Genomic DNA, 22609 nt, shown 5'->3' with positions numbered 1-22609 from the left:
TGTTTCCTGCGAACGCTTGTCGGTTGGCGATACGTACGGCCGGTTCAGCGCTTCGGCGCGACCAGCGCGAAAAGCGCGCCTTGTGGGTCGAGCGCCTGAACGATCCAGGCGCCGCCGGGCACCTCCATCGGCTCGAGCACGACCTTTCCGCCACCGGTCTGGATGCGCTCGATCGACGCGTCGAGCGCAGGCACGTTGATGTAGTAGAGCCAATAGGGCGCAGGCACTTCCTTCGGCTTGGTCATCATCCCGCCGATCGGGGCGCCGCCATGGGCAAAAATCTGGTAGGTGCCCATCTCGCCCATGTCCATGCCCTTGTCCTTCGTCCAGCCGAAGAGCTCGGCATAGAAGGGGAAGGCGGTATCGAGGTCGCCGGATGCGAGCTCATGCCAGCCGACCAAGCCCGGCGCCATCGGATCGGTGGCCGGCGGCGGCTCGCCCGTTCCCTTGAAGATGGCGAACACGGCGCCGTGCGGGTCGGTAACGACCGCGAAACGCCCGATGCCCGGGATATCATCGGGCGCACGGTGAACCTTCCCGCCCTTGGCCGCAATCTTGGCGGCGGTCGCATCGACATCGTCGACGCCGACATAACCGAGCCAGGCGGGGGGGACCTTCATTTCGAGCGCGCCTTCCGGCATCGTCATCAGTCCGGCGACCGGAAGTTCGCCGACGCTGAACAGCGTGTAGCTGATACCGGACATGCCGGAATCGCGGGCACTCCAGCCGACAACGTCCTTGTAGAACGTTTCCGCCGCGGCCATGTCCGTCGTCATCAATTCATACCAAACGAATTTGCCGTGATCTGCCATTGCCTTGCTCCAGTTTGCTTTGGCGCGACGCGTCTTGCGCCGCTTGGTTGCATGCTCGAATGGATCGTCGTCGGATGAGGTTTTAGCGGCGCGGCAGGAAGACCAAGGACAGATCGCCCAACCCGCGTTCAATCCCGGCGTACGTATTCAGCCGTCATCATGTCTTTCCAACTGCCGTCCGGTGCCTGCACCTGCGCAGTCAGCAGGCGCCGGGATTGGTCGATGAGCGTGATGATGTCCCGGTACCGCGCGGTCTTGCCGGGATTCTCGAAATCCGGTCCCTCGCAATAGAGGGACAGGGACCTGCCGTCCGCATCCAGTTCGCCGTCATAGACCCACATATGGGTCAGCATGGAGCCGACCCAGGTGCCGACGTAGCGTTTTGTCTCGGGATTGTAGCCGAGCGTCATGAGCGTCTCGCCAAAGTTGCCGCCCGGCATCGTTCCCTGACCTTCGCAGACGATCCAGAGGCCCTGAAGCGAGCGAACATGTTCGCTCCAGGGGCCGCTTCCATCGGCTTCGTTGCCCGGCCCAGAGGTGCGAACCTGCCAGTCGCCCAGCATTTGTTCGAGCCAGCGATGCGCTTCTTCCGGTTCTGCTCTCACAGTTTTGCTTGTCCTTTGTGGTGGGCGCAGATCATTTTTGGCGGGCGCAGATCATCGGCTTGACGCGCGAGCGCTCACGAAACGCTTTCGCAGGCGAAAGGTTCCGCCTGCGCGAATGTCGCCCGTCTAGCCTGCCTTGCGTTCCTGTTCGTACTCGTCGTGGCGCCGGACGAAGCTCATCGTCCCGTCTTCGTTGCGGCCCTTCGGCGCGCGATCGAGCAGCATCAGCGTGCCGATCAGTTCCTCGAGACCGCGGGCATAGGACGAATAGGTGTGATAGATCGCGCCATCTTCGCTTTTCTGGAAAGCGCTCAGTCCCGGCAGTTCTTCATGCGCGTTGGCGCTGTCGATCTCGGTGAAATTGTAGGCGACCTTGCCGCTTGCGAGTTCGTCGGGAGAAAAGGCGACGTGGAAGTCATGGTTGAATCCGTTGCCCGCCGCCGATACCCATGGGAAGTGCCAGTCCATGCGCTTTCTATAAGCTTCGATCTTCGCAAGCGGTGCATTCGATGCGGCGATCAGCGTCACGTCATGGTGGTTGAGATGCGGCCGCATGCCGGCGAAGTGATCGGCCAGGAAGGAGCAGCCGGGGCAGCCGGCCTCCCAGGTGGGGCCGAACATGAAATGGTAGACGATCAATTGACTACGGCCGTCGAAGAGTTCGGACAGCGACTTGCGCCCGGCCAAAGTGTCGAAAACATAGGTCTTTTCCATCTTCACCCAGGGCAGCGCCAGCCGGGCAGCATTGACCTTGTCGCGTGCGTGGGTGTGTTCCTTTTCCTGCGCGAGCAGTTCCCTGCGCGCTTTCAACCACTCCTGAGGCGATACGACTGCGTGGTCCTGTCTCATGCCCGTTCCTCCTTCCAACGTTGCACTTGACTAATTACGTTGATATCAACATTAATCAACTATGTCAAAGATGCCGTCAATTCCGTTCGAGACCACCCTGCATGTGAAAGATACCTGCCTCTGTCTGCATGTGCAGCGTGCCGCTCGCGCCATAGCCCGCCGATTCGATGAGGCGCTGCGGCCCCTCGATATCACCAACGGGCAGTTCTCCCTGCTGATGTCGCTCAACCGTCCGGCGCCGCCGAACATGGGGTCGGTTGCGTCGCTGCTTGCCATGGATCGGACGACACTGACCGCGGCGCTGAAGCCCCTGGAACGGCGCGGCCTGGTCGAGAGCTTTCCTGACCCGGAGGACCGGCGGACACGGCGATTGCGGCTGACGCAGGAGGGCGAAGCGCTGCTTTCGCGTGCCCTTCCCATCTGGAAGGCATTGCATGAGGCGCTCGATCCGGTGCTTGGCGAAGGGGGGCCGGACCGGCTGCGCGCGGATCTCCTGGCGCTGGCTTGAACGGGGTTGCTGAGGGGCTAATCTGCGGCTGAGGATCGTTCCCTGAGGACTTCGATGATCTCCGCCATCAGGGCCGAGGCCTGTCGCAGGCGTCTTTCGCCCAACTCGGCGCCGAGCCTGTCTGCCCAGGCTGCCTGCCGCTCCTTGATCTCGTGCAGTGCCGTTTCGCCGGCCGCCGTCAGGACCATGAGCTTTGCCCTCTGGTGGGTCGGATTGTCCCTGTAGGTAATCAGGCCGTCCGCTTCCAACAGGTCGGCGATGCGCTGCACGCCCTGGCGTGCGAGCCCGAGTGCGCGTGCCGCATCGGCGACCGACATGGGCGCATGGTTTGCTGCGGCCAGCACCTGCCAGCGCGCGCTCGTCTGTCCGGAAGGTTTGGCAAGCGCGTCACCCGCTTGCGTCAGCGGACCGGCAAGCCGCAGCGCCGTTATCGAAAACTCGGCAAAGGCGTCGCCGGCGGGCGTCCGTTCAGGGTCCTTCATGTTGACACGTCACCTCTTTCTGGATGCACTAATATGACATTATATTGTCAGTTTACGTTGATGTCGACAAGCCGTCTCAGCAAAGGAGAGGTGAGCGCGGCAAGCGTACATGGAGGGAACTTGCCATGCTTCGGTTTACAGTGGATTGAGATCTGCGGTCTGCAGAGGTTCGGCCATTGCTGATCGGTGGATCCGGATCTCATTCGATATTGACAACATATTGTCAATATGGCAAATGCACTGAGCAGGCCCGTCATGACAGCATGCTGTCATTCTGGACAGGCGCTAAACAGACCCATCGGGGTTCGGCAAGCAGGAGGAACGGCGATGAAACTGACCTATAAGGGAAGCTGCCACTGTGGAAATATCCGCTATGAGGCCGATGTCGACCTCGATGCCGGCACCGGCAAGTGCAACTGCTCGATCTGCTGGAAGCGGCGCTACTGGGGCGCGGTCGTCAAGCCCGACGATTTTCGCCTGCAATGCGACGAGGCCAATATCGCCGATTACCAGTTCGGCAGCGATAGCGTGCATCACCGCTTCTGCAAGACCTGCGGCGTTGCCGCTTTCGGCCATGGCTATATCGAGGAAATCGGTGGTGCTTACTACTCGGTCAACGTCGCCTGCCTCGACGACCTCGATCCGGCGGTGCTCGCCGAGGCGCCGGTGCAATACATGGACGGACGCAACAACAACTGGTTCCACGCGCCCGCTGAGACGCGCCATCTCTGACGCCTGGAAATCGGTCGTCGGTCAAAGCCTGCGAAATTCGAGATGGTATGTGACCTCCTCGCCGGTCCTGGGGTCGATGGCCGGTGCGCCGTAGATCACCAGCTTGTCGCCCTCCACGAAAAAGGGGCGGATGAGATCGGACATGCCCCATGCCGGATTCCAGCTCGCATCCAGGTGGTGGATGATCCGACCGTCTTCCAGCGTGTAGGTTCCCGCATAGGCGAGCATCGTATCGAAGAGCGCCGCCTTTTCGTCGTCCGTCGGCACGGGCCCCTTCAGTTTCGGGCGGTCGCGCTTCACCACGACGGCGCTGACGCGGCCATCCCGGTTGTAGGAGAGGTAGCCGATCGGATCGGCGCCCATGGCGTCGCTGGTTTCGCCGGTGGCGACAACCTCGCGCTTCCAGGAGAGCATCTTCCACGTGCCGAGCAGTTCGGATGTGCTTGCCATGATCCACCCCCTTAACCTTAGGGTTGGCTAAAGTAGCAGATACACTTCATCCGGCAAAGGAGGCCGCAGTATTGAACGCGGCCGGGCGAGCGCAAAACCAGCCCAAGAAAAAAGGCTCCCGGAGCGCGGGAGCCTTTTGGCGTCGTAGCTTGCTTACGGCTCAGCGTTCGCCGAGGTCGCGCACCGCGCCGCGGTCGGCGGAGGTTGCAAAGGCGGCGTAGGCCTTGAGCGCCGTCGTCACCTTGCGCTTGCGCTGTTCGGCCGGCTTCCAGCCCTTGGCATCCTGTTCGGCGCGGCGGCTGGCAAGCTCCGCCTCGTCGACGCGCAGGCTGATGGTACGGTTCGGGATGTCGATGTCGATCATGTCGCCTTCGCGCACCAGGCCGATCGTGCCGCCGTTGGCCGCTTCCGGCGAAACGTGGCCGATCGAAAGACCGGAGGTGCCGCCGGAGAAGCGGCCGTCGGTGATCAGGGCGCAAGCCTTGCCGAGGCCCTTCGATTTCAGGTAGCTCGTCGGATAGAGCATTTCCTGCATGCCCGGGCCGCCCTTCGGGCCTTCATAGCGGATGACGACGACGTCGCCGGCCTTGATCTCGTTGCCGAGAATCGCCTTCACCGATGCGTCCTGGCTTTCGAAGACGCGCGCCGGACCGGAGAATTTCAGGATGCTCTCGTCGACCCCGGCGGTCTTCACGATGCAGCCGTCGATCGCGATGTTGCCCTTCAGGACGGCGAGGCCGCCGTCCTTGGAGAAGGGATGTTCGACGGAGCGGATGACGCCCTTTTCGCGGTCGGTGTCCAGTTCGTCCCAGCGCGCCTCCTGGCTGAAGGCGACCTGGGTCGGAATGCCGCCAGGAGCCGCGCGGAAGAAGTTGCGCACCGTTTCGCTCGTCGTGCGGGTGATGTCCCAGCGGTCGATGGCGTCGCCGATCGTGGTGCTGTGAACCGTCGGGCAATCACGGTTGATGAGCCCGCCCTTGTCCAGCTCACCGAGGATCGACATGATGCCGCCAGCGCGGTGCACGTCTTCCATGTGCACGTCGCTCTTGGCGGGCGCGACCTTCGACAGGCACGGAACCTTGCGCGAGAGCCGGTCGATATCGTCCATGGTGAAATCGACCTCGCCTTCGTAGGCGGCGGCGAGGATGTGCAACACGGTATTGGTCGAGCCGCCCATGGCGATATCGAGCGCCATGGCGTTTTCGAACGCCTGCTTGGAGGCGATCCTGCGCGGCAGGACGTTTTCATCTTCCTGCTCGTAGTAGCGGCGGGCGATATCGACGATCAGATGGCCGGCTTCGACGAAGAGGCGCTTGCGGTCGGCATGGGTTGCCAGCGTCGAGCCGTTGCCGGGGAGCGACAGGCCCAGTGCTTCGGTGAGACAGTTCATCGAATTGGCGGTGAACATGCCGGAGCAGGAGCCGCAGGTCGGGCAGGCGGAGCGCTCGATGACCTTGACGTCCTCGTCGGTGACGTTGTCGTCGGCCGCGGCGACCATGGCATCGACCAGATCGAGCGCATGCGTCTTGCCATGCAGCACGACCTTGCCGGCTTCCATCGGGCCGCCGGAGACGAAGACCGCGGGGATGTTGAGGCGGAGCGCCGCCATCAGCATGCCGGGCGTGATCTTGTCGCAGTTCGAGATGCAGACCATGGCGTCGGCGCAGTGGGCATTCACCATGTATTCGACCGAGTCGGCGATGATCTCGCGCGACGGCAGCGAGTAGAGCATGCCGTCGTGACCCATGGCGATGCCGTCGTCGACGGCGATCGTATTGAATTCCTTGGCGACGCCGCCGGCCGCCTCGATTTCGCGGGCGACGAGCTGGCCGAGATCCTTGAGGTGCACGTGGCCCGGCACGAACTGGGTGAACGAGTTCACCACCGCAATAATCGGCTTGCCAAAATCGCTGTCCTTCATGCCCGTCGCGCGCCAGAGGCCGCGGGCACCGGCCATGTTACGGCCGTGGGTGGTGGTACGTGAGCGATAGGCAGGCATGGCATGTTCCTTCACGGACAGGGGGCATTGCTCGAAATATGGCGATCCTTATCGCCACAGAAGGGGCTACCTAGCGCAAAATTGCGTGCACGTCATCTTTTGCGTCAGATTATTTCGACGCTGCGCGCCTGCGTTTCACGGGGTTTTAGTCCCTCCGAAGGTCAATCTAGCCGCGCATGGATGTCTTGGACAGCGCCGATCGGGAAGCTTTACGGAAATCTTATGCCAGGCGCCCGAAGTCGGAATCGAATCTGGACGTCTGGTGCAGCTAGGCTCTCCTCATCGAATGCGGATGAGTTCCATGTCTCTTCATGATTTCAGCCTGCGCCGTCATGCTCGGAGCCTCCTGCCCGGGCCAGGTTTGCGTCAGCGGCCCGATACTGTCGAAGCGAATGCGGATGAACTGGAGGGGCTGCTGCTGCGGTTGACGGCCGTTCGCCGGCTGCGTGAGCATCACGTCTGGGAAGCTGTCCGAGTAATCCGGGAACTGCCCGGTCTCGCCGTCGACGAGTGGCCGTCGCGCCGGTTCCGCGATTTGATGGCGGCCGATGCCCTGGTCGATGCGGTCATCCACCTGACGTCCACGACCGAGGCAAAACTTTGCCTGCGCAGGCTCAGCCATGAACTCGGGCTCTGGACCTGTACGCTGCGCTATCAGCCACCGGGTGCCGGCCGGGTCACGTTCAAGGCACGGCATCCCGATCTGGCAACTGCGATCCTTGGCGCCTTCCTGCGTTCCTGCCGCTGCTACCAGCTTGCCGCCGGTGCCGCCGGGCGCGGCCAGTTTCCCACCTGAAGGATTACATTCATGAGCATGCATTCGCTGCGCCTCGAAGGGGCGATCACGGCGCTCATCACGCCGTTTCGTGACGGCAAGATCGATACCGCCGGCCTGATGTCGCTGGTCGAATGGCAGATTCGCCACGGCATCTCCGGCCTCGTCGCTTGCGGTACCACCGGCGAGGCGCCGACGCTGTCGCGCACCGAGCGGGCCGTGGTGATCGAGCGCTGCGTCGAGGTCGCCGAGGGGAAGGTGCCGGTCATCGCCGGAACCGGCACCAACAGCACCGAGACGACGATCGCGCTGACGGCGGAAGCCAAGGCGCTTGGCGCCGATGCGGCGCTCATCGTTGCGCCCTATTACAGCAAGCCGTCGCAGGAGGGGCTCTACCGCCACTTCGAGGCAGTCGCGAAGGCGGTCGACCTGCCCGTCATCGTCTATAACGTCCCTTCGCGCACCGGCGTCGATCTCATGCCGCGCACGCTCGAACGGCTGGCAGAGCTTCCGGGCATTATCGGCATCAAGGATGCAACCGGCGACATCGGGCGGATCCTGTCCCTGCCTGCTGCGCTGAAGAGCCGCCTTCACCCGTTCTCCGGCCATGACCAGACGGCGCTGCCGTTCAATCTCTGTGGCGGTCACGGCACCATTTCGGTCGCGTCCAATGTCGTTCCGCGGCTGGTGGTGGGGATGCATCAGGCGATCAAAACCGGGAACGCAGGCGCTGCGCTTGGCATCCATGAACGGCTAAGGCCGTTGCTGGTGGCGCTGGAGCGCGAGACCAATCCGGGACCGATCAAATATGCGCTGCATCTGGTGCGCGCGCTCCGCCCGGATGTGCGGTTGCCGCTGACCCCGGTTGCGCCTGAAACGGCGGCGGAGATTCGTGCGGCTCTCGAGCCGCTCACCGAATTTCCGTCCTCCACTCACATCGGCCGTGGCGTCCGCCGTGGCGTCCGCATCACGCTCGCGAGCTGAGTTCCCTGAACGATTTCCGTCTGTGGCGCTCCCGCAATGGGGGATCAGCGGGCGGCCGGAAATTACGTCTAAAGGAGACAGATGATTTCACGCTTGCCGCATCTGGCCGCTCAGGCCGAATCGCGCCGACGCGCCCAAGCCAACGAAAACATCGAGAACCGCCGCGATAACGACGGCGCGGTCCGCGACGCCTTTCTCGGCATCGGCATCCGCCTCGGTATCGTCCTTGGCCTCGCCTATGGCATTCAGGCCGCCATTTCGTGGATTGCCGGTTAAGTCTTCCTTCCCATCAACGAGGATCATTCCATCATGGGCAGTACGCAGCAGATCCGGCGCGGTCTTCGCGCACGCGCACGTTTCGTCGTCGGCCGTGACCGGCACGGCTGGTGGGTCGTTTCCGATCGCAAAGGGGTCGTCGGCGGCCTCTTCACCAGCGAGACGGCGGCCATCCACTTCGCGGTCGAGGCCAGCGACAGGCATCCGGAAGAGGTATGCCGCGCGCCGGAAGGTGCAGCCATCGATCTCGATACGTTTTCACGCCCACCAAAGGCGGGCCGCGTCCATTCTTGACCGCGCCCGAGACTGACATTGCCGATGATGCATCGTCGCTCATCCGTAAGCCCCAACTGACCGATCGGGAAACTGCCGTCGGAGACGAGGCGTGGCAGAGCCTTGGACGAGGCGGCATCGGCGGTCTTCCACCGAGATTTTTGCTGTTGCTTGCAAAGCAGTTGGCGCAGGTTCATTCTTTTGAAGCCACCATGCCCCGGTTGGCACAGCGCTTGCCGTGCGATCCGGGGCTCGTCCGAAGGTTCGCCCTCGATGAACTGCCACGAGTGCGGTTGTGAGATTCAAGACGGGTTTGCGTTTTGCCCGAATTGCGGTGCCAAGCAGCATAGCCCGTGCCCCGGTTGCGGCGCACTCTGTCCGCCACACTTCTCGTTTTGCCCCACCTGCGGCACCAGGCTTGCAGCCCCGGCCCCGGTAAAGCCGACGGTTTCGCGACCGGCGGCGGTGCAGACGCCTCCGGGGCGATCCGGCAGAGAGGCGCTCGCACCGCTTTTGCCGGAGGAGGCGGGCGCCGACCGCCGCACCGCCACCATTCTCTTCGCCGACCTCTGTGGCTTTACCGGTCTCAGCGAACAGGTGGACCCGGAAGTCCTCAGGGCATTCCAGAACGAACTCTTCGAAGAACTGACCGAAGCGGTCGAGGCTTACGGCGGCTTCGTAGATAAATTCATCGGCGACGCGCTGCTTGCCCTCTTCGGCGCGCCGGTGGCGCACGAGGACGACCCCGAGAGGGCGCTTCGTGCCGCGCTCGACATGGCTGGCCGGGCAAGGCGGGTCGGCGAGCGCTGGCAGCGGCGGATCGGCGAGCCACTGGACCTCCATATCGGGCTGAACACCGGAACGGTCGTGGCGGGGCATTTGGGCGCCGGGGAGGGCAAGGGCTATTCGGTGACCGGCGACGCAGTCAATACGGCGCAGCGGCTGCAGTCGCTGGCGGGCCCCGGGGAGATCCTCGTCGGACCGGTGACCTATCGGTTGACCTGCCACGCCTTTGTCTACGAGGCGCTTGGCGCGATGACGCTGCGCGGCAAGGCGGGCAGCGTCGAGGTCTACAGGCTGACGCAGTCGCTGGAGGCGCCGCGCCGGGCACGTGGTCTCGAGGCGCTGGGGCTCGGCGCGCCGCTGATCGGGCGCGAGACGGAGATGAAGCGCCTCGCTGATTGCCTTGAGCTCGCCTGCGGCGGGGCGGCGCAACTCGTGCGGCTGACGGGAGAGGCTGGGCTCGGAAAGTCGCGGCTGGTCAACGAATTTCTCGAACGGGTGGCCGCCGATCCGCGCTTTTCGAACGTCGTCGTTCGCCGCGCCGTCAGTTCCTCGCTCGGAGAACCGTCCTATGGCGTTCTCGCGGCGGTGTTGCGCGGTGCCTATGGGATCTCGATGAGTGACAGCCTGCAGCGGACGACAGAGCTGCTTGCCGCCGGACTGGCCGAGATCGGCTTTGCGCAGGATAAGCTCGAACAGCTGGTGCCGCTGTTCCTGCGGATTCTGGGCATGAGTTCCCAGGATGAGCTGTTGCGCCATGTGGAGCCGGAACAGATGCGCCGGCAGCTTTTTGCGGCGGTGAGGGCGATATTTGAACGGCGCCTGTCACGAACGCCCTTGCTGCTCGTCATCGAGGACTTGCATTGGGCCGACGCTGCCTCGCTCGAGGCCGTGTCCTTCGTCCTCGACCGGATGGAAGCCAGCCCGTTGATGCTGTTGACCACCCAGCGGCCCGACGCCGATGCCGATCGGCTGAAGCCGGGCCGTACAAGCTTGACCGCGCTGCGCCTCGCGCCACTTTCAGAAGCCGACGGGCGACGGCTGCTTGCGGCCTTCTTCGGCGGGGACGGGCTGCATCACGCGCTCGCCGGCCGCATATTGGCGCGGGCCGGCGGCAATCCTCTGTTCATCGAGGAAATCGTGCGTGGCCTGATCGATGTTTCCGCCATGCAGCAGGTCGGCTCGGCCTGGCGGGTGGTGGAGCGCGAGGTGGCGGCCGAGATTCCGGTAACCATCGAGGCGATGCTGCTCGGCCGCGTCGATCGGCTGCCGCCGGACGCCCGCCGATTGCTGCATCATGCTGCGGTGATCGGGCCGCGTTTCGATGCGGATCTGCTGCAAACGGTTTCGGGGCCCACGCCGGTGGACGCGGTTCTCGATCTGCTTTGCGACGCGGAGATCATCGAAGAGACCAGCAACGGCGGCGGGTTTATGGGCACGCAGACCTATCGGTTTACCCAGACGCTGTTGCAGGAGGTGGTCTACAACAACCTGCTGCTCAGCCGGCGCACGGACGAGCACGCGTTGATCGGCAAAGTGCTGGAGCGCCGGTTCGGCGAGGATACCGAACGGCTCGAGGAAATGGCGCTGCTCGGCCACCATTTCGGCCTCTCCGAACACAAGGCCAAGGGCGCTCGTTACCTGATCGCGGCCGGAGACCGGGCGCGGGCGCTCTACGCCAATGACGATGCCATCCGGCTCTACGAACAGGCCATGGCGGCGCTGGCGGCCACCGGCGAGGAGGGGCCTGAATGGCTGGCCGCACGCGAACGCGTCGCCGATCTCCTGGGGCCGACCGGGAAGCGCGAGGCGGCGGTTCAGCACTATGGCGCGCTTCTTGAGATTTACGGCGCCACGGGCGACCGGGTTGCATCGGCACGGATCCGGCGCAAATTCGGTCATCATCTGTGGGAAGCCGGGCGGCGTGACGAGGCGTTGGCTTCCTTCGCCGCAGCCGCCGAACTGCTCGAAGGCGCGAACGCGCCGATTGAAGGTGCGCATCTTTCACAGGAATGCGGCCACCTCGCCTTCCGCATGGGCGACTATGCCGGCGCCCTCAAGGCGGCGGACGACGCTCTGGATCGCATTGCGGCCTATACCCCGGACAACCCGGAGACCGAGCGGGAGGCGATGCGGGTCAAGGCCGAAGCGCTGAACACCAAGGGCGTGACGCTGGCCCGCCTTGGCCGCAGCGCCGAAGCGATCGGTATCGTCGAGCGAAGTGTCGCGGTGGCGGAAGGCGCGAACCTGTTGAATGCCGCCTGTCGCGGCTACACCAATTTGGCGGTGCTTTACGCGATCACCGATCCGAAACGTGCAATCGAGGTATGCCGCTGTGGTTTCGACATGGCCAGGCGCATCGGCGACCTTGGTTTCCAGGCGCGTCTGCTCGCCAACCTTGCGGTCGCCTATTGCACCTTCACCGACCGCTGTGCGCCGGATGGAATGCCGGCAGCCGAGCGCGCGATCGCGATCGACCGGGAACTCGACCAGCGCGACCATCTGCCGGTGTCGCTGCTGGTGCTCGGCCAGATCCATCAGTGTCATGGCCGGCCGGATGTCGCCCGCAGCCTTTATCAGGAAGCGCTCGATCTTTGCGGAGAAACGCAAGAGGCGCAGCTCCTGTTTCCGTGTTATGATGGCTTGGCGACGCTCTGCCTAGACGCCGGCGATCTCGATGCAGCGGAAAGGTACTTCGCCTTGGCGCGAGACATATGTGCGCAACATGGTCTCGATCCTGAGGCGTTGATGATTCTGCCGTTTCTTGACTGACATTTCCGTTGCGTGGGGCGCAGCGTCCGCCTTTGCGTTGCCGCGCATGGCTTGCCGGAGAGAAAGCGCCCGCCCTGCCACAGGCGTACCGGGAGCGTTCCGGCCGGGATGAGGAGACGAGACATGGTTGAGCCGATGAGTGGACGGCCGTTGCAGCCGGGTGACCGGGCGCCGAATGTGGTGCTCGACGCAATCACGCAGGAAGGTCAGATCGCACTTGATGATTTTCGTGGCCGCAAGCCGGTCCTGGTCGGCCTGTTCCGCGGCCTGCATTGTCCGTTCTGCAGACGGCAGATCGCTGCCATGGCGCAACTCGACGGCGCCTTGCGGGAGAGGGGCATCGAGAGCCTGACGGTGGTCAACACGCCGATCGAGCGGGCCCGCCTCTATTTCCGCTATCATCCCGTGCCGAACCTGCTGGCCGCTTCCGATCCCGAGCGGGTCTCGCATCGGGCCTTCGGGCTGCCCAACCTCGAATTCACGGCGGATGAGGACGAGTGGCCGCGCAAGATCGCGCAATCGACGTTGATGGCGATGAAGGTGAAGCTGCCGGGCGAAATGCCGGAGCCGATGGACCCGATGGCGGCGATGGTCTTCCTCGACAAGGCTGATGGCTATGAGGTCACGGAAGCGGACGAACGCATGATGGCGACGGGGGCCGGGCAGCTCGTCGGCGAATTCCTGCTCGATCGCGACGGCGTCGTGCGCTGGAGCTTCACGGAAGTGCCGGATGGCGGCAAGAACCTGTTCGGCGTTCCCCGTCGTGACGAATTGATGTCCGTCGCCTCCGCCATGGTGCATTGAGGCGCCGACCTCGGATGGCTGGCGTCGACGTCGGTTGGCGTCGGCGGCGGCCTTGGAACGAACCCCGTCGATGCGGCGATCGACGGGGTTTTTCGTCACTTTTGCACCTCAGGCTTTAGCCGAGCGACGCGATCGCCTCGTCGATCAGCGCGACGATCTCCTTTGGATGCGATGCAAGCGAAGCGTGGCTGGCGTCGAGCGTGATGATCTTCTTCGCCTTGATGCGTTCGGCCATCCACTGTTCGGTTTCCGGCGGGATCATGTTGTCGTGGCGCGATACCTGATACCAGCTCGGCTTCGTCTTCCAGGCCGGCGGCCCGGCCTTGTCTTCGAAGCAACGCCCGGCAATCGGCTTCTGCGCCACCGCCATGACCAGTGCATCGGTCTCGTTCAAATCCTGGCCGAAGCTCTGGCGGAAGGTGTCCTGCGCCAGCCAGAGAAACCCGTCCTTGTCGGGTCGGATGCTGGCGGCACCGGAGGGCGGGTCGCGCCGTGCAAAGATGCTGCCGAGGCTGTCGCCTTCATCGGGTGCGAAGGCCGCGATATAGACGAGGCCGACGACATTGGATGCGTGGCCAGCGCCGCTGATCACCGCGCCGCCATAGGAGTGGCCGACGGCAGGGTCGGGCCCTTGAGCGCCTCCGCCAGCTTGCGCGTGCGCTCGACGTCGTCGGCAAGCGAGGTCAGCGGGTTCTGCACTGCGACGATCCTGTAGCCCTTGGCGTGGAGCGGCGGGATCACATGACGCCAATGGGATGCATCGCCCCAGGCGCCGTGTACGAGCAGGATGTTTTTGACGGCAGGCATTGTCCATTCCTTTCTCATTCTGAGAAGATGTGGCCGGCGACGTCGCCGTCGCGCATCAGGGCGCGAGTTGCGCTGCCGCCCGTTGGTCTACGGATGCGATGGACTGCGGATACGATCAGATTGCGAATGCAAACTAGGGCGTGGAGCCCGGCCATTCCATGATGGACGACATTAAACTTCGTAGAGAATCGGAACGAGTGGAGACGTCGCCAGCCGGCGAGTCACGGGCAAACGAAAAGGGCCTCTCGATTTCTCGAAAGGCCCTTGGAATTCGAATGGTGGGCGTGACAAGGATCGAACTTGTGACCCCTACGATGTCAACGTAGTGCTCTCCCGCTGAGCTACACGCCCATCCGATGTCGGCGCATAGACCACAAAACCCGTTGCCGCGTCAATAGGGTTTTCGAAGGTTTTTTGACAGAAATTTCGAAGGCCTGTTTTTTCCGTCCGAGGGTCGGTCGCGGCGAGCCAGCGAGTGCCCGAATTTCCGGGATTCCCGCTAAGGCCTTGAAACGAAAAGACCGCCGCAGATCCCTTGTGGATCGCGGCGGTCGATCGGAAATCTTCCTACTGCGTGCCGCGAGCGGCAGAGGCTGTGGAAAACCGTCGTGGCTCAGGCGGCGGCCAGCATCTTGTTGACCTCGTCGACGAGGTCGCGGAGGTGGAAGGGCTTCGAAAGCACCTTAGCATCCTTTGGCGCCCTGGAGTCCGGGTTGAGCGCGACAGCGGCAAATCCGGTGATGAACATGACCTTGAGGTCCGGATCGAGTTCTGTCGCGCGGCGCGCCAGCTCGATGCCGTCCATCTCGGGCATGACGATGTCGGTGAGGAGAAGTGAGAAGGGCTCCTCACGAAGCCGGTCATAGGCGCTGGCGCCGTTGTCGTAGGACATGACCTTGTAGCCGGCCTTTTCGAGCGCCTTCACCAGGAACCGGCGCATATCGTTGTCGTCTTCGGCAAGAAGGATTTTCGCAGTCATGAATTCGGCCGTGCTTCTCTTTTTTCAGTTCATTGCGCGTAGATTGCGGCGGTTTATCCAAACCGCAACGCGGTAAATATCTCGTGAACGCGGGACGTCAATTCCCCGGGGGCTGTGATTGGTCACTATGGACACAGAGCGGACCAACTGGCAACATGATGACAATTGTACGAACCGCATATGGTAAAAAAGGGTTCAGATGGGGGAAATTGCGGAGAGGGAATTGTTCGAGGTCCTGGAACCTCCAATCCAGCGCATTCCCTTTGTGTTCAATTCACCGCATAGCGGCCGTTCCTATCCCCAGAGCTTTCTCGATCAATCGCGGCTCGACGCCGTTTCAATTCGCCGGTCCGAAGACCATTATGTCGACGAGCTGTTCCAGAACGCGACTTTTCTCGGAGCGCCGATGCTGCTGGCGCATTTCCCGCGCGCCTTCCTCGACGTCAACCGCGAGCCCTACGAGCTCGACCCGCGCATGTTCGACGGTCCGTTGCCGCCCCATGCCAACATCAGTTCGATGCGCGTCGCCGGCGGCCTCGGCACGATACCGCGGCTCGTCGCCGAGAACATGGAAATCTATCGCGGACGGTTCCCGGTGGCGGATGCGCTGGCGCGGATCGAGACGATCTACAAGCCCTACCATGCCACCTTGCGCAAGCTGATCGCGCGCACCCACGTCCAGTTCGGCCTGTCGGTGCTGATCGACTGTCATTCGATGCCCGGGAACATGCATCTGCCCGGCAGCGCCCAGCGTCCCGATTTCATCATCGGCGACCGCTATGGGACGAGTGCCGCGGGCGAACTCTCGCGCGCCGCGGTCGATCTCTTGCAGCAACTCGGCTACAGCGTCGTGCGCAACAAGCCCTATGCCGGCGGCTTCATCACCGAGCATTATGGCCGCCCGACGCGCGGGCTGCATGCGCTGCAGATCGAGATCAATAGGGCGCTCTATGTCGATGAGACGACGCTGGTGCGCAAGCCCGGCTTCGGCGCGCTGGTCGCGGATCTCACGACCTTCGTCGCGTCGCTTTCCCGCCATGTCGAAGACTACGGCGCCTACCTCCCGCTCGCAGCGGAATGACATCGAATTTCTGTCGGGGCGCTTCAAAAAAAACCGCGCCATCGGCGCGGTCAAGTCTAGGGAGGAAACACCCAAGGAGGGTATTTACAGTCACAGGTGACTGTACCCAAACCTTAATTTTGCACTGCACAAATGTCAAGTTTTTTCGCTGAAAACTTTTGCGGTGCATCAAAAGTTTTTCAGTCGAAGCACCATCTCAACCGATTGAAATCGCCAAAACGGCGATCGGGGCGAAGTGAGATCTTGCGGCGCCCAAGGGCTCGCGGCTTCGTCGCAGCCTTGACACCAGCGACAGCGAGCAGCTTGCCGTGTTCAGGTCGTTTGCCTTTCGGTGAATTTCGGCTATGCAGGACGTACCTTCCTCCATGCTTCCCTGAGAGAGAGCCATGCTGCCTGACCGCGCCTTCTTCGACCGCCTTGCCGAAGCTGCCAAGGCAGAGACCCTGCCGCGATTCCGGATCGGCACCAGCGTGGCCAACAAGCTCGAAGGCGGCTTCGATCCGGTAACGGAGGCGGACCAGTCGGCGGAAGCGGCGATCCGTGCGCTGATCGAAAGGCATTTCCCAGAACATGGCATCCTCGGCGAAGAGCATGGCAATGTCGGGCTTGACCGGGAACATGTCTGGGTCATCGACCCGATCGACGGTACCCGCGCCTTCATTTCGGGCCTGCCGGTCTGGGGCACGCTGATCGGCCTCTACCGCAATGGCGAGGCGGTCATGGGCCTGATGGACCAGCCGTTTACCGGTGAGCGCTATTTCGCCGATGGCCGAGAGACCGTTTACCGCGGGCCCGGTGGTGAGCAGGTGCTTTCGACGCGCGCCTGCAAATCGCTTTCGGACGCGGTGCTCTTCACGACGTCGCCGCATCTCTATACCGGCGATTTCAAGACCCGCTACGAGGCGCTGCAGAGCAAGGTCCGGCTCTTCCGCTATGGCTGCGACTGCTACGCCTTCGCGCTTCTCGCCGCCGGTCATGTCGACCTGGTGATCGAATGCGGGCTGAAGCCCTATGACGTCGGCGGCCTCATCCCGCTGATCGAGCAGGCCGGCGGCATCATCACCAACTGGCAGGGCGGACCGGCGGAAATGGGCGGCGAAGTCATCGCTGCCGGCAGTGCCGAACTGCATGCGCAGGCGCTGGAAATCCTGAAAGGCTGAAGCCGCCACGCACTTTCGCGCCGGTGCGGAAGAGTCCCGTAAATCAAACGAATAGCGAAAGCCTGTATCAGGCGGCGGTATTTTCTCGTTCGTCGCCCTCTTCGGGGATGACGAAGGCGAGGATCGCGGCCATCGCCTGGGCGCGATAACGATCCGCTTCATGCAGCAGTTCATGGCGGGCGCCATCGATCGGGATCATGTGGGCGGCGCGGAAATTGCGCGCCAGCCACTCAACGGCGAGATGCGGCACCAGACGGTCCGCAGTCGGCGCAAGGATGATCGTCGGCAGGGTGATCTGGGTCAGATGCTCGCGGCGGTTGACCCGGCGCATGGCACGGAAGGCCTCGCTCAGCCAGCGCGCCGTCGGCGGGCCAAGCCGCAGTTCCGGATGTGTGTCGGTCAGCGCGATGTTGCGCAGGTAGCGGCGCCGGTCCGCCGTCAGCACGTTGTTCTCGAACGGGCGGTTGCCCTTGTCCGGATGCACCGGCAGCGTGCCGAGGCCGATGCAGCGCATAAGGGTCGCAACCGTGGCGATGCTGCGCTCGCCGAGCGCCTGGCCGCCGAGACCGACGAAGGGCGCCAGCACCACCAGCCGATCGATCCGGCTTGCCAGCATCGGTGCCAGCGAGAGGGCAACGAGCGCACCCATGGAGTGGGCGACGATCGAGAAGGGCAGGCGCGTGTCCGGCAGCACGATCTGTTCCAGGAAGGTGCTGAGGTCGCGCTCATAGTCGGAGAAGTGCTCGACGTAACCGCGTCCGGGGTTCGGCAAGAGCCGCTCGGAGCCGGCCTGGCCGCGCCAGTCGAAGGTCGCGACCCAGAGGCCGGCGGCCATGAGTTCGGCGATCGTCTCGAAATATTTCTCGATCGATTCGTTGCGCCCCTGCAGCAGGACGACCGTGCCGCGCGCGACCGGCTGCTTCGTTTTGAAGATCGCGTAGCGGATCTTGCGGCCGCCGACGCCATCGAAGAAGCCCGCCACGTAATTTTCCGGGATCGGATTGTCCGGTGTCGAGTGCAGGATCGAACTCATGACGTCATAGCGGCCAAGAAGAGCGGTTGATCGATATCATCAAGGGATAGGCGGCAGGGTCTTCGCCGTCAAAGAAAAAAGGCCGGAAACGGTGGGTGAAATCCGGACGATCACCGTTTCCGGCCGCTGAAGGGGAAGGGACGTATCACTTCAGCCTGGGAGTTGCCGCCCAGGGTTTCCTTCTAGCCTCCCGCGGCTGAACGGAAGCCAAAGCAACCATTCATGTCCGGTTCACGGGAAAATCGTGAGCGCTCACGTCTTGAAGTCGCGATTTCGCCTCCCCAAATCAGGGTCACGGGCGCCGAAGACGGGTCCGTTCACCGGTCCTGCCGCTGCCAAAATGGGGTGGCCGACCAGACATCGCAAACCGTTGCTCCAAGGAGGACACAATGCGTCACTTCGATTTCTCTCCCCTCTACCGTTCCACCGTCGGCTTCGATCGCCTGTTCACGATGCTCGACAGCCTCGGCCAGCCGGATCAGGCTCAGACCTATCCGCCCTACAACATCGAACGCACTGGCGAAAACGCCTACCGCATCACCATGGCCGTTGCCGGCTTTGACGAGAGCGAGCTTTCGATCGAGGCCCGTGAGCATACGCTGACGGTCAAGGGCGAAAAGGCCGAGGAAAAGGGCGAAGAAAGCCAGTTTCTCCATCGCGGCATTGCCAAGCGCGCCTTCGAGCGCCGCTTCCAGCTCGCCGATCACGTGGAGATCAAGTCCGCTTCGCTGAAGAACGGCTTGCTGCACATCGACCTCACCCGTGAGATCCCGGAAGCAGCCAAGCCCCGCCGGATCGAGATTTCGTCCGTCGGCTCGCAGCCGAAGCAGATCGAGGCTCAGAGCCTTTAACCGCGAAGACATCTCCCAAGACAGGCGGCGTCCCCAGGGGCGCCGCTTTTTTATTGGCTCTTGGCAATCATGCGGATTCCGGACGGAAATCGCGCCACTTTGCTGGCAGAGCGCCGTGCGTTCAGATGAACGCACTAAGTCGCCCTAGCCCTTTGTTTCTGGAGTATCTTTCCGCTCCAGTGATGTCACCTGAAGCCGGGGCGCTCTAGGATCTGGCCGGTGCGGGCATTGCCGACGCCTGCTTCTTGGCGGCGTAGCGCTGTGCGATGACAGCGCAGGCCATTAGCTGGATCTGGTGGAACAGCATGACAGGCAACACGATTGCGCCGATGTTCTGCCCGGCGAAGATGGCGCTCGCCATGGGGACGCCGCTTGCGAGGCTTTTCTTCGAGCCGCAGAAGGTGATGGCGATCTCGTCCGCCTTGTCGAAGCCAAGCAGGCGGCTGCCGAACATGGTGATGGCGAGGACGAGCGCCAGCATGAGGATCTCGATGGCGACCAAGATGCCGAGATCGGTCAGCGAGTAGGTCTGCCAGAGGCCGGACGTCACTGCCTGGCTGAAGGCGAGATAGACGACCATCAGGATCGAACCGCGATCGACGGGGGCCAGCAGGCCCTTGCGCGCCCGGATCCAGCCGCCGATCCAGGGTTGCAGCAATTGCCCGGCGATGAAGGGTGCAAGCAATTGCAGCAGGATCTGCTCCAGCGCATCGAGCGTCACGCCGCCATGCCCGCCGGCGGAAAAAAGCAGCCCGACGAGCAGCGGCGTCAGGAACATGCCGAAGATATTGGAAGCGGAAGCCGAGCAGATCGCCGCTGGCACGTTGCCGCCGGCCATCGCGGTGAAGGCGATCGACGATTGCACCGTCGAGGGCAGCACGCAGAGGAACAGGATGCCGGTATAGAGCGTCGACGGCAGGACCGAGTTCGGGACGAAGCCGATCGCAAGACCGATCAGGGGGAAGAGCGCGAAGGTTGAAGCAAGGATCGTCAGGTGCAGCCGCCAGTGCAGGATGCCGGCGATCACCACCTCGCGCGACAACCGCGCGCCATGCAGGAAGAAGACCATACCGACGGCCACCTTCGTCGCCATGCCGAACCAGACGGCGGCATCACCATGGATCGGCAGGACGGATGCCAAAAGCACCGTCGCCAGAAGCAGGATGGTGAAGGTATCGGGAAGGTAGCGGCGCATATTAGGTCACTTGCTCGTCATCAAACGTCTTGCCGGGATCGCTCATTATGAAGCAGGATGCAAGGAATAACAGTTATCGCGATTTGGGATGCGTTATGCTGGATCTCGTGCAGTTGCGCAGCTTCGTCGCCCTCGAGCAGATGGGCAGCTTCACGCTGGCGGCGGAAAAACTGTCGCTCGGACAATCGACCGTCAGCCAGCACATTCAGAGGCTTGAGGCCTCGCTCGGGCGGACCCTGGTTGCCCGCGATACGCACCGGGTGGCCCTGACGGCGGATGGGCTGGCGCTGCTTGCCCATGCCCGGTCGATGCTGGCGATCGACGGCGAGGTGCGGGCGCTCTTTGCCGAAAGCAGCCTGCGCGGGCGCCTGCGTCTCGGCGTTTCCGAGGACTTCGTCATGAGCCGGTTGCCGGCGGTGCTGGAAGATTTCGTGCGGGCGCACCCGTCGGTCGATCTCGAACTGACCGTCGCCTTGAGCGGCGTGCTCTATCAGATGCAGGATAATGGCGAGATCGATCTCGTGCTTGCCAAACGAAGGCTTGGCGATGTCAGAGGCGAGCTCGTCTACCGTGAACCGCTCGTCTGGCTGGCGCGCGATCCCGAAAGGATCAGGCGTGACAAGGTCCTGCCGCTGATCGCCTTTCCGCCGCCGAGCATCACCCGCAGCGTCGCTCTCGAGGTGCTCGACCGGCACCGCCTGCCGTGGCGCATCGTCTGCACTTGCGGCAGTCTCAGCGGGCTGACGGCAGCCGCGCGCGCCGGCATGGGCGTGCTCGTGCAGCCGCGCAGCATGGTGCCGCCGGGACTGAAGGAGATACCGGCCGGTATCCTGCCGCCGCTCGAAGACGTTGAATTCGTGCTGGTGCCGAGCAAAGGCGCCGACCGCAAGCTGAGTGCAGCACTTTCGGCGGAGATCCTCTCCAATGTGCGGACGTTGCAGGGGCAGGCTTGAGGCGGAGACCATCCCGCCCAGGCGGCGGGATGATCCAGTTTCTTGCGAGAACGCAACTGCCGACGGAAAAGCGTTGCCGTTTGCCTGAACTCCCTCAGCAGGCGGCAACGAAGCGCTGGACGTCCTCGGCCTTCGTCGCGAAGCTGGTGACGAGACGATAGAGGCCTTCATTCTCCGCGAGGCTGCCGTCGAGGTCGTGCGGCACGGGCCAGTCATAGAAGACGGCGCCCTGCTGTCTAAGCTTCGCTGCCACATCCTTCCGCAGGATGGGGAAGACCTCATTGGCGTCCGCCTGCCAGGCGAGCCGGCTCGTCTTCGAGGCGGCAATGCCCTCGGCAAGGCGGGCGGCCATCGCATTGGCATGGCGTGCGAGGTTCAGCCAGAGATCGCCGGCAAAGTAGGCGTCGAACTGGGCCGAGACGAAGCGCGACTTGGAGAAGAGTTGAGCCGAGCGCTTGCGCAGGAAATGCATCTCGTGCGCCTTGGAGAGATCGAACAGCACCAACGCTTCGGCGCACCAGCAGCCGTTCTTGGTGCCGCCGAAGGAGACGAGATCGACACCGCGCTTCCAGGTCATTTCGGCGGGCGTCGTGCCGAGGCTGACAAGTGCATTGGCGAAGCGGGCGCCATCCATATGCACCGGCAACTTATGCGCCTTGGCAACGGCGGTGAGCGCCTCGATCTCGGCGAGCGAATAGACCGTGCCGCTTTCCGTCGCCTGGGTCAGCGTCACCGCGGCCGGCTGGCCGCCATGAACGTTGTCCAGCGGATAGCGCCGGATCTCGGTTTCGAGCCGCACCGCCTCCATCTTGCCCCATGGTCCATCGACGGGCTTCAGCCTGGCGCCGTGCGAGAAGAATTCCGGTGCGCCGCATTCGTCGGCGATGACGTGCGCCTCACGATGGCAGAAGGTGATGCCGCCTGCGCGGTTGGCGGTCGCAAGCGCCAGCGAATTGGCGGCGGTTCCGGTGCCGACGAAAAAGACCGCGACATCCCTTTCGAAGATCTCGGCGAACTTCTTTTCCACCTTCCGGTCGAGATCGCTGGTGCCATAGGCGGACGCATAGCCGCCGGCATGCGCCGTCAGGCTTTCGGCAATCACTGGATGGGCGCCAGCCCAGTTGTCAGACGAAAAAATCATCACTTTCCACCCCGTATTACAGTCTTTTCGACGGATTTTGCCGACCTTAGCCGAGTTCTCTGCCGGATCAATCACGGTCAGCGGTCGAGAGGCCAACAGGAGACCAGTTTGAAACCAAAAGGAAGAAAAGGCTTGAAAGCCGTAATTTAATTATAAAAGCCGGAAATTTCCGGCAATGTTCGGCAAAATCTTCTCTATTATTTGCTGATATGCCCCTTGCGGAGGGGGGTAGTTTCTGGCATAGAGCACATGAAATAGGACAGGTTTGCTGTCCTATTTCGGTCTAGGGACCGGAACAATCGCCG

At 63.1% G+C, this 22609-nt stretch carries 23 protein-coding genes and 1 tRNA gene; 12 read left to right on the top strand and 12 right to left on the bottom strand.

Features of this window, described 5'->3' with window-relative positions:
• Nucleotides 1-44: 44 nt before the first annotated feature.
• The 3 genes from AC0C6X_RS16245 to AC0C6X_RS16235 form a co-directional block, all read right to left on the bottom strand.
• Entirely contained in the window at nt 45-812 is a 768-nt protein-coding gene (locus AC0C6X_RS16245; protein ID WP_472954023.1) for a VOC family protein, read from the bottom strand.
• Between the two features lie 128 nt (nt 813-940).
• Nucleotides 941-1417, bottom strand: coding sequence for a DUF1579 domain-containing protein (locus AC0C6X_RS16240; RefSeq protein WP_472954021.1), 477 nt, complete (start codon nt 1415-1417; stop codon nt 941-943).
• Nucleotides 1418-1543: 126 nt separating this feature from the next.
• The gene (locus AC0C6X_RS16235; RefSeq protein WP_472954019.1) at nt 1544-2266 is read right to left on the bottom strand and encodes a DUF899 domain-containing protein; all 723 of its coding nucleotides are present in this window, start codon (nt 2264-2266) and stop codon (nt 1544-1546) included.
• Nucleotides 2267-2327: 61 nt separating this feature from the next.
• Here AC0C6X_RS16235 and AC0C6X_RS16230 point away from each other — a divergent pair, with 61 nt between their 5' ends.
• Nucleotides 2328-2774 (top strand): MarR family transcriptional regulator, encoded by a 447-nt coding sequence (locus tag AC0C6X_RS16230; protein ID WP_472954017.1) that lies wholly within the window; start codon nt 2328-2330, stop codon nt 2772-2774.
• 17 nt (nt 2775-2791) lie between these two features.
• On the opposite strand, the gene AC0C6X_RS16225 is transcribed toward AC0C6X_RS16230, so the two are convergent.
• Nucleotides 2792-3256 carry a MarR family winged helix-turn-helix transcriptional regulator gene (locus AC0C6X_RS16225; protein WP_173520362.1) on the bottom strand — a complete coding sequence of 155 codons (465 nt, stop codon included), beginning with the start codon at nt 3254-3256 and terminating at the stop codon, nt 2792-2794.
• A gap of 327 nt (nt 3257-3583) precedes the next feature.
• Between AC0C6X_RS16225 and AC0C6X_RS16220 the strand changes: the two genes are divergently transcribed.
• Nucleotides 3584-3988 carry a GFA family protein gene (locus AC0C6X_RS16220; RefSeq protein WP_173520363.1) on the top strand — a complete coding sequence of 135 codons (405 nt, stop codon included), beginning with the start codon at nt 3584-3586 and terminating at the stop codon, nt 3986-3988.
• A 21-nt stretch (nt 3989-4009) separates the two neighbouring features.
• On the opposite strand, the gene AC0C6X_RS16215 is transcribed toward AC0C6X_RS16220, so the two are convergent.
• Together AC0C6X_RS16215 and ilvD are read right to left on the bottom strand one after the other, a co-directional pair.
• Entirely contained in the window at nt 4010-4438 is a 429-nt protein-coding gene (locus AC0C6X_RS16215) for a lipocalin-like domain-containing protein (protein ID WP_247959802.1), read from the bottom strand.
• 160 nt (nt 4439-4598) lie between these two features.
• Nucleotides 4599-6437, bottom strand: coding sequence for a dihydroxy-acid dehydratase (gene ilvD / locus AC0C6X_RS16210; protein WP_173520365.1), 1839 nt, complete (start codon nt 6435-6437; stop codon nt 4599-4601).
• A gap of 301 nt (nt 6438-6738) precedes the next feature.
• On the opposite strand from ilvD, the gene AC0C6X_RS16205 reads away from it, so the two are divergent.
• The 6 genes from AC0C6X_RS16205 (at nt 6739) to AC0C6X_RS16180 (ending at nt 13104) form a co-directional block, all read left to right on the top strand.
• A complete protein-coding gene (locus AC0C6X_RS16205; protein WP_472954014.1) occupies nt 6739-7233 on the top strand; it encodes a hypothetical protein in 495 nt (164 codons plus the stop codon).
• 12 nt (nt 7234-7245) lie between these two features.
• Nucleotides 7246-8196, top strand: coding sequence for a 4-hydroxy-tetrahydrodipicolinate synthase (gene dapA, locus AC0C6X_RS16200; RefSeq protein ID WP_472954011.1), 951 nt, complete (start codon nt 7246-7248; stop codon nt 8194-8196).
• Nucleotides 8197-8277: 81 nt separating this feature from the next.
• Nucleotides 8278-8472, top strand: a complete 195-nt coding sequence (locus AC0C6X_RS16195) for a hypothetical protein (RefSeq protein WP_173520368.1) — start codon at nt 8278-8280, stop codon at nt 8470-8472.
• Between the two features lie 33 nt (nt 8473-8505).
• The gene (locus AC0C6X_RS16190) at nt 8506-8766 is read left to right on the top strand and encodes a hypothetical protein (protein ID WP_173520369.1); all 261 of its coding nucleotides are present in this window, start codon (nt 8506-8508) and stop codon (nt 8764-8766) included.
• 252 nt (nt 8767-9018) lie between these two features.
• Nucleotides 9019-12300: an adenylate/guanylate cyclase domain-containing protein gene (locus AC0C6X_RS16185; RefSeq protein ID WP_247959798.1), complete on the top strand. Its 3282-nt coding sequence runs from the start codon at nt 9019-9021 to the stop codon at nt 12298-12300.
• A 123-nt stretch (nt 12301-12423) separates the two neighbouring features.
• A complete protein-coding gene (locus AC0C6X_RS16180) occupies nt 12424-13104 on the top strand; it encodes a peroxiredoxin-like family protein (RefSeq protein WP_173520371.1) in 681 nt (226 codons plus the stop codon).
• A 115-nt stretch (nt 13105-13219) separates the two neighbouring features.
• Here the strand turns inward: AC0C6X_RS16180 and AC0C6X_RS16175 are convergent, their stop codons facing one another.
• From AC0C6X_RS16175 to cpdR1, 3 genes are all read right to left on the bottom strand, one after another.
• The gene (locus tag AC0C6X_RS16175; RefSeq protein ID WP_246304730.1) at nt 13220-13918 is read right to left on the bottom strand and encodes an alpha/beta hydrolase; all 699 of its coding nucleotides are present in this window, start codon (nt 13916-13918) and stop codon (nt 13220-13222) included.
• 269 nt (nt 13919-14187) lie between these two features.
• Nucleotides 14188-14262, bottom strand: a tRNA-Val gene (locus AC0C6X_RS16170).
• 262 nt (nt 14263-14524) lie between these two features.
• Entirely contained in the window at nt 14525-14890 is a 366-nt protein-coding gene (gene cpdR1 / locus AC0C6X_RS16165) for a response regulator CpdR1 (RefSeq protein WP_173520373.1), read from the bottom strand.
• A gap of 199 nt (nt 14891-15089) precedes the next feature.
• On the opposite strand from cpdR1, the gene AC0C6X_RS16160 reads away from it, so the two are divergent.
• Both AC0C6X_RS16160 and hisN read left to right on the top strand, forming a co-directional pair.
• Nucleotides 15090-15971, top strand: coding sequence for an N-formylglutamate amidohydrolase (locus AC0C6X_RS16160; protein WP_472954007.1), 882 nt, complete (start codon nt 15090-15092; stop codon nt 15969-15971).
• A gap of 386 nt (nt 15972-16357) precedes the next feature.
• Complete coding sequence (gene hisN, locus AC0C6X_RS16155) at nt 16358-17131, top strand: histidinol-phosphatase (protein ID WP_472954005.1); 774 nt, start codon at nt 16358-16360, stop codon at nt 17129-17131.
• 67 nt (nt 17132-17198) lie between these two features.
• Here the strand turns inward: hisN and AC0C6X_RS16150 are convergent, their stop codons facing one another.
• The gene (locus AC0C6X_RS16150) at nt 17199-18164 is read right to left on the bottom strand and encodes an alpha/beta fold hydrolase (protein WP_472954003.1); all 966 of its coding nucleotides are present in this window, start codon (nt 18162-18164) and stop codon (nt 17199-17201) included.
• Between the two features lie 389 nt (nt 18165-18553).
• On the opposite strand from AC0C6X_RS16150, the gene AC0C6X_RS16145 reads away from it, so the two are divergent.
• Nucleotides 18554-19015 (top strand): Hsp20 family protein, encoded by a 462-nt coding sequence (locus tag AC0C6X_RS16145; RefSeq protein ID WP_173520377.1) that lies wholly within the window; start codon nt 18554-18556, stop codon nt 19013-19015.
• A gap of 205 nt (nt 19016-19220) precedes the next feature.
• On the opposite strand, the gene AC0C6X_RS16140 is transcribed toward AC0C6X_RS16145, so the two are convergent.
• Nucleotides 19221-20210, bottom strand: coding sequence for a bile acid:sodium symporter family protein (locus AC0C6X_RS16140; RefSeq protein ID WP_173520378.1), 990 nt, complete (start codon nt 20208-20210; stop codon nt 19221-19223).
• Between the two features lie 95 nt (nt 20211-20305).
• Here AC0C6X_RS16140 and AC0C6X_RS16135 point away from each other — a divergent pair, with 95 nt between their 5' ends.
• The gene (locus AC0C6X_RS16135) at nt 20306-21163 is read left to right on the top strand and encodes a LysR substrate-binding domain-containing protein (RefSeq protein ID WP_173520379.1); all 858 of its coding nucleotides are present in this window, start codon (nt 20306-20308) and stop codon (nt 21161-21163) included.
• A gap of 94 nt (nt 21164-21257) precedes the next feature.
• Here the strand turns inward: AC0C6X_RS16135 and AC0C6X_RS16130 are convergent, their stop codons facing one another.
• A complete protein-coding gene (locus tag AC0C6X_RS16130) occupies nt 21258-22304 on the bottom strand; it encodes a threonine aldolase family protein (RefSeq protein WP_173520380.1) in 1047 nt (348 codons plus the stop codon).
• Nucleotides 22305-22609: the final 305 nt, after the last annotated feature.

Source organism: Ensifer sp. VA4 (assembly GCF_055710065.1).
Note: the sequence above shows the minus strand (reverse complement) of the source record. Positions and strands in the feature narration are given on the sequence as shown.

What these genes read in the sequence shown, in the direction of transcription:
- AC0C6X_RS16245 (WP_472954023.1), bottom strand. Translation starts at nt 812, where the DNA reads ATGGCAGATCACGGCAAATTCGTTTGGTATGAATTGATGACGACGGAC.
- AC0C6X_RS16235 (WP_472954019.1), bottom strand. Translation starts at nt 2,266, where the DNA reads ATGAGACAGGACCACGCAGTCGTATCGCCTCAGGAGTGGTTGAAAGCG.
- AC0C6X_RS16230 (WP_472954017.1), top strand. Translation starts at nt 2,328, where the DNA reads ATGTCAAAGATGCCGTCAATTCCGTTCGAGACCACCCTGCATGTGAAA.
- AC0C6X_RS16225 (WP_173520362.1), bottom strand. Translation starts at nt 3,256, where the DNA reads ATGAAGGACCCTGAACGGACGCCCGCCGGCGACGCCTTTGCCGAGTTT.
- AC0C6X_RS16220 (WP_173520363.1), top strand. Translation starts at nt 3,584, where the DNA reads ATGAAACTGACCTATAAGGGAAGCTGCCACTGTGGAAATATCCGCTAT.
- AC0C6X_RS16215 (WP_247959802.1), bottom strand. Translation starts at nt 4,438, where the DNA reads ATGGCAAGCACATCCGAACTGCTCGGCACGTGGAAGATGCTCTCCTGG.
- ilvD (WP_173520365.1), bottom strand. Translation starts at nt 6,437, where the DNA reads ATGCCTGCCTATCGCTCACGTACCACCACCCACGGCCGTAACATGGCC.
- AC0C6X_RS16205 (WP_472954014.1), top strand. Translation starts at nt 6,739, where the DNA reads ATGTCTCTTCATGATTTCAGCCTGCGCCGTCATGCTCGGAGCCTCCTG.
- dapA (WP_472954011.1), top strand. Translation starts at nt 7,246, where the DNA reads ATGAGCATGCATTCGCTGCGCCTCGAAGGGGCGATCACGGCGCTCATC.
- AC0C6X_RS16195 (WP_173520368.1), top strand. Translation starts at nt 8,278, where the DNA reads ATGATTTCACGCTTGCCGCATCTGGCCGCTCAGGCCGAATCGCGCCGA.
- AC0C6X_RS16190 (WP_173520369.1), top strand. Translation starts at nt 8,506, where the DNA reads ATGGGCAGTACGCAGCAGATCCGGCGCGGTCTTCGCGCACGCGCACGT.
- AC0C6X_RS16185 (WP_247959798.1), top strand. Translation starts at nt 9,019, where the DNA reads ATGAACTGCCACGAGTGCGGTTGTGAGATTCAAGACGGGTTTGCGTTT.
- AC0C6X_RS16180 (WP_173520371.1), top strand. Translation starts at nt 12,424, where the DNA reads ATGGTTGAGCCGATGAGTGGACGGCCGTTGCAGCCGGGTGACCGGGCG.
- AC0C6X_RS16175 (WP_246304730.1), bottom strand. Translation starts at nt 13,918, where the DNA reads ATGGACAATGCCTGCCGTCAAAAACATCCTGCTCGTACACGGCGCCTG.
- cpdR1 (WP_173520373.1), bottom strand. Translation starts at nt 14,890, where the DNA reads ATGACTGCGAAAATCCTTCTTGCCGAAGACGACAACGATATGCGCCGG.
- AC0C6X_RS16160 (WP_472954007.1), top strand. Translation starts at nt 15,090, where the DNA reads ATGGGGGAAATTGCGGAGAGGGAATTGTTCGAGGTCCTGGAACCTCCA.
- hisN (WP_472954005.1), top strand. Translation starts at nt 16,358, where the DNA reads ATGCTGCCTGACCGCGCCTTCTTCGACCGCCTTGCCGAAGCTGCCAAG.
- AC0C6X_RS16150 (WP_472954003.1), bottom strand. Translation starts at nt 18,164, where the DNA reads ATGAGTTCGATCCTGCACTCGACACCGGACAATCCGATCCCGGAAAAT.
- AC0C6X_RS16145 (WP_173520377.1), top strand. Translation starts at nt 18,554, where the DNA reads ATGCGTCACTTCGATTTCTCTCCCCTCTACCGTTCCACCGTCGGCTTC.
- AC0C6X_RS16140 (WP_173520378.1), bottom strand. Translation starts at nt 20,210, where the DNA reads ATGCGCCGCTACCTTCCCGATACCTTCACCATCCTGCTTCTGGCGACG.
- AC0C6X_RS16135 (WP_173520379.1), top strand. Translation starts at nt 20,306, where the DNA reads ATGCTGGATCTCGTGCAGTTGCGCAGCTTCGTCGCCCTCGAGCAGATG.
- AC0C6X_RS16130 (WP_173520380.1), bottom strand. Translation starts at nt 22,304, where the DNA reads ATGATTTTTTCGTCTGACAACTGGGCTGGCGCCCATCCAGTGATTGCC.